This window comes from Bradyrhizobium sp. P2_E8 (assembly GCF_056403875.1).
Genome location: NZ_JBFUES010000681.1, coordinates 1 through 4,303 on the forward strand (window position 1 = coordinate 1; position 4,303 = coordinate 4,303).

Consider the following 4,303-nt stretch of genomic DNA (forward strand, 5'->3'; position numbering starts at 1 on the left):
AAAGGCAAGTCCGCCGGAGTCGCAGTCATGGAAACAGCCCATCCCGCGCCCCGCACGGCCGCCCGGCTCGATCGCGGCCGCCAGGCCGCGCCGCAGGTGTTCGAGCGGCTGCGCAACGCCATTCTCGCGCTCGAACTGCCGCCGGGCTCACCGCTGTCGCGTACCGATCTCGCCGCGCAATTCGGTGTCAGCTCGACGCCGATCCGAGACGCGCTGATGCGGCTGGAGGAGGAAGGGCTCGTCGACGTGTTTCCGCAGCACGCGACCGTGGTCAGCCGGGTCGACGTCGGCCGCGCCGAGCAGGCCCATTTCCTGCGCCAGGCGCTTGAGCTCGAAATCGTCCGGATGCTCGCGGAGCGACGTGACCAGGCCCTGGTCACTCGCCTCGACCACGCGATCGCGCTCCAGCAGCAATTCGCCAAGGCCGGGGACTTCGAGAGCTTCATCGCCGGCGACAATGATTTTCATGCGCAGCTTTACGCAGCCGCCGGCAAGCAGGAGCTTTGGGCGCTGGTGCGCAGTCGCAGYGGACATATCGACCGCCTGCGCCGGCTGCACCTGCCCTCGCCCGGCAAGGCCCAGAACATCGTGCGCCACCACAGACTGATCACCCGCGCGATCGAGGCGGCAGACGCCGATGCCGCACAACAGCATCTGCGCAAGCATTTGTCGGGCACGCTAAGCGAGCTCGACAAGATCCGGAGCCACCACCCCGAATACCTGACGGACTAGTCAGGCGGCGGTGCGCTGCTCCGGCCCGCGATAATCGGCATCGTCGCTGCTGCGGCGGTCCATCGGACCGCTGCGCAGCTTGACGAAGAAGGCCTGCACCTCGGCGGCGAGGCGTTCGGCCGCCCCCGCGGCGGTGCGATCCAGGTCGGCCCAGACCGCCGCCCGGTCACGCTTGCCCTGCGCATCGCCGGTGAGCAGATAGCCGCGCAGCATCGAGAGCGTGGAATAGAGATTGCCGACGAGCTCCGTGCTTGCGACCGCGACCGGCGCTCGCTGATCCACGACCGTCTTGATGCGCGACGAGATATCCGAGACGGCGGCGACGGTGTAGATTACGGTCGCGGCGAGCAGAACGCAGATCAGCGCAAAGCCGCCGAGCAGCCGGGTCCGAATTCCGGTGTTCGCAATCGATTTGAACATGAAAGATCTCGTGCTGATGGTCGGTTGATCGGCCGGCGTGGGGCAGAGGCCAGAATGTGGACAATGAAATGCGCAAAATGCGGGTACCGAAACTGAGGGGGATTGTGGTCACTCGCCTTTAACTCATGGTGAAATCCGGGCTCCGTACAACTACGGCGATACCATTGGCTCATATGCACGCAAGCGTGCGTACAAACTGCAATGGCATCGCCCCCCTTTTGCGCGCCGGCCGGGTCAATCGCACCCAAACGCAAGCCGCTTGCGGGGCGGATAGAATCCGCGCAACAATTTCGTTTTTGATGCTTTGATTTGCAGTCACTGGAACGTCCCAGCCGACCCGGAGGAATTCAGACGTGGCCAACATCCTGATCGTGGATGACGACCCGGCCGTGCAGATCACCATCCGGCTGCTTCTGGAGAGGGCCGGTCATCACGTCACCGTCGCCGGCGACGGCCACAAGGGACTTGCATTGTTCGAGGCCAGCCAGTTCGACCTCCTGTTTCTCGACATCTTCATGCCCGGCATGGACGGGCTGGAGACGATGCGCCACATCCGGGCGCAGCAGCCGGCGATTCCGATCATCGTCATCTCCGGCCGATCGACCACGCCGGACGCCTATGCGGAGCCGGATTTCCTGAAGATGGCGACCAAGCTCGGCGCAGTGGCAAGCCTTCAGAAGCCGTTCCGGGCAGACGCGCTGCTCGCCGCGGTCAACGGCTGCCTCGACGCGGGCAAGCCGGAGGAGCCCGATGTCAGTACCGGCCGCCGATGATGGGCACACCAGTTCGGCTGCACGCCAGGACGAGCGGAACCGTGCCCGAAACGACGAAAGGCGCTACATGACTTTGGCGACGCGGCTCGCCATTGCCATGATCTTACTGGTTGCGATAGCCGTGGCTGCCGTCGGATGGCTGAGCTACTGGAGCGTCGAGCAGGCCGTCTTGCCGCGGGTCCTCGACCGCCTCGAAACCCATTCGCGGTTGATTGCATCCGATCTCGAAGGCTACGTCGCCGGAGCGCGGGGCGATATCGCCGGCTACCGCGCGGCCGCTTCTCTCAATGGACTGATCCGCGCCCGTCTTGCCGGCGGGATCGACGCGCAGGACGGTGTCTCCGAGCAGACGTGGCGCGAGCGTATCGCGACGCGCCTCGCCGCCGAGATCGACTCCAAGCCGGCTTACGCCCAGTTTCGCATCATCGGTGCTGGAGATGGCGAGCCGGAGCTGGTCCGGGTGGACCGAACCGGTCCAAACGGAACGGCGCGAATTGCTTCCGATGACGAACTGCAGCGCAAAGGCGAGCGCCAGTACTTCCAGGAAACGATCGGGCTTGCCCCGGGCGAGCTCTATGTCTCGACGCTCGAACCGGCAAGCGTTCGGGGCGGGACGACGACAGCCCATACACCGACATTGCGCGTGGGCTCGCCGCTGTTCACACCGGATGGCAAGCCGTTCGGAATCATCCTGGTGAACATCGATATGCGTCCGGGGCTGGAGCGTCTCCGCTCGCTGATCCGCCCGGGCGAGCAGCTCTATGTCGTGAACGCGCGCGGCGACTACGTCGTGCATCCCGACCGCAACCGCGAGTTCGGCCTGATGCGCGGCAAGCCCAACAATTGGGCCGATGATTTTCCCTATTTTGCGGGGCTGATGGGGGCAAGCAAAGGTTCTGCTCAAGTCATCAAGGATGCGCGAGGCCACAATGGCGGCGCAGCGTTCGCGCCGGCGCTGCTCGCAGGAAAGGAGTGGCTTGGAATCATCCAGATCGCTCCCAATTCGACATTTGCCCGTTTCGCCACGGCCATCCAGCGCACGACGCTGTCGGTCGGATTGATTGCCGTGCTCGGCGCGGCAGTCCTGGCGATCCTGCTCGCCCGAACGCTGACACGGCCTATTACGCAACTGACCCGCGCCGTCGAGAGAATCGGCAGAGACGGCGAGATCGCCATTCCGGTCGATGCGCCGGGCGAAACCGGCGCGCTGGCCCGGTCCTTCGCGCGAATGGTCGCAGAGGTGCAGGCAAAAACCGCGGCTCTCGAACGCGAGGTTCTCGAACATCGCCGTACCGAGGCCGCGCGAAGCCATCATGCCGCCCGCGAGAACCTGTTCAGCGCGGCGGTCGAGTCGTCCGATGATGCGATCATCATGCAATCGCTCGACACCATCATCACGGGCTGGAATCCGGCGGCAGAGCGCCTCTATGGCTATTCGGCGGACGAGGCGATCGGCAAGTCCACCTCGATCATTGTGCCTCCCGACCGCCGCGAGCAGGGCAAGGATTATTTGCGGCGGATCGCTCGCGGCGAGCGGATCGAGAACTTCGAGACCGTGCGCATGCGCAAGGATGGCAGCCCGGTCGAGATATCCGTGAACCTCTCGCCGATCAGGGGACCGTCGGGCGAGATCATCGGTGCTTCCGGGTCCGCGCGCAGCCTCACCGAGGCACGGCAGGCCGAGCGGGCGCTCCAGCAGCAACTGGAGGAGCGGCGGCAGCTGTTCGACGCCTCGCAGGATCTGATCATGATCATGGACACGCGGGGCCACATCGTTCAGGTCAGCCCGAGCAGCGAGACCGTTCTCGGCTACGGGCCGGACGAGATGATCGGCCGCAGCGGCGTCGATTTCATCCACCCCGACCACCTCGAGCAATCCCGCGAGGAGATGCGCTCGCTCCGGCGCGGCGGGCACCCGAAGCTCGCCGACACCCGCTGCATCCACAAGGACGGACGCGAGGTCTGGCTGTCCTGGCTCGGCAACTGGTCGGATCAGGCCAAGCGCTTCTTCCTCGTCGGGCGCGACATGACCGAGGCCAGGCTCGCGGAGGAGTCCCTGCGCGAAAGCGAGCAGCTGGCCCGCAACATCGTCGAGACCGCGCTCGACGCCTTCGTCCAGACCGACGATCGCAGCACTATCCTAAGCTGGAGCTCGCGGGCCGAAGAGCTGTTCGGCTGGCGGCGCGACGAGGCGCTGGGCAAGAATGCGGTCGATCTGATCGTCGCACAGAGTGAGCGCCGGCGGGTCACGGCCGGCCTCGCGCACTTCCTGCAGTCCGCGGATGGCCGGAGGCTCAACCGCCGCCGCGAGCTCATGGTTCGCCGTCGCGACGGCAAGGAATTCAAGGCCGAGCTGAGCGTCACGGCGCTGAAGCGCC

Annotated in this window: 4 protein-coding genes; 3 read left to right on the forward strand and 1 reads right to left on the reverse strand. The window is 65.6% G+C overall.

Features of this window, described 5'->3' with window-relative positions; translation table 11 throughout:
- Positions 1 to 27: 27 nt before the first annotated feature.
- Positions 28 to 732, forward strand: coding sequence for a GntR family transcriptional regulator (locus AC1D00_RS29415; RefSeq protein WP_477013081.1), 705 nt, complete (start codon positions 28 to 30; stop codon positions 730 to 732).
- On the opposite strand, the gene AC1D00_RS29420 is transcribed toward AC1D00_RS29415, so the two are convergent.
- On the reverse strand, positions 733 to 1,152 hold the full coding sequence (locus AC1D00_RS29420) for a CHASE3 domain-containing protein (protein ID WP_477013079.1): 420 nt from the start codon (positions 1,150 to 1,152) through the stop codon (positions 733 to 735).
- A gap of 353 nt (positions 1,153 to 1,505) precedes the next feature.
- Here AC1D00_RS29420 and AC1D00_RS29425 point away from each other — a divergent pair, with 353 nt between their 5' ends.
- Together AC1D00_RS29425 and AC1D00_RS29430 are read left to right on the forward strand one after the other, a co-directional pair.
- Entirely contained in the window at positions 1,506 to 1,925 is a 420-nt protein-coding gene (locus AC1D00_RS29425) for a response regulator (RefSeq protein WP_135178921.1), read from the forward strand.
- A gap of 67 nt (positions 1,926 to 1,992) precedes the next feature.
- On the forward strand, positions 1,993 to 4,303 hold a 2,311-nt coding region (locus AC1D00_RS29430), incomplete at its 3' end, for a PAS domain S-box protein (protein ID WP_477013080.1).

What these genes read in the sequence shown, in the direction of transcription:
- AC1D00_RS29420 (WP_477013079.1), bottom strand. Translation starts at nt 1,152, where the DNA reads ATGTTCAAATCGATTGCGAACACCGGAATTCGGACCCGGCTGCTCGGC.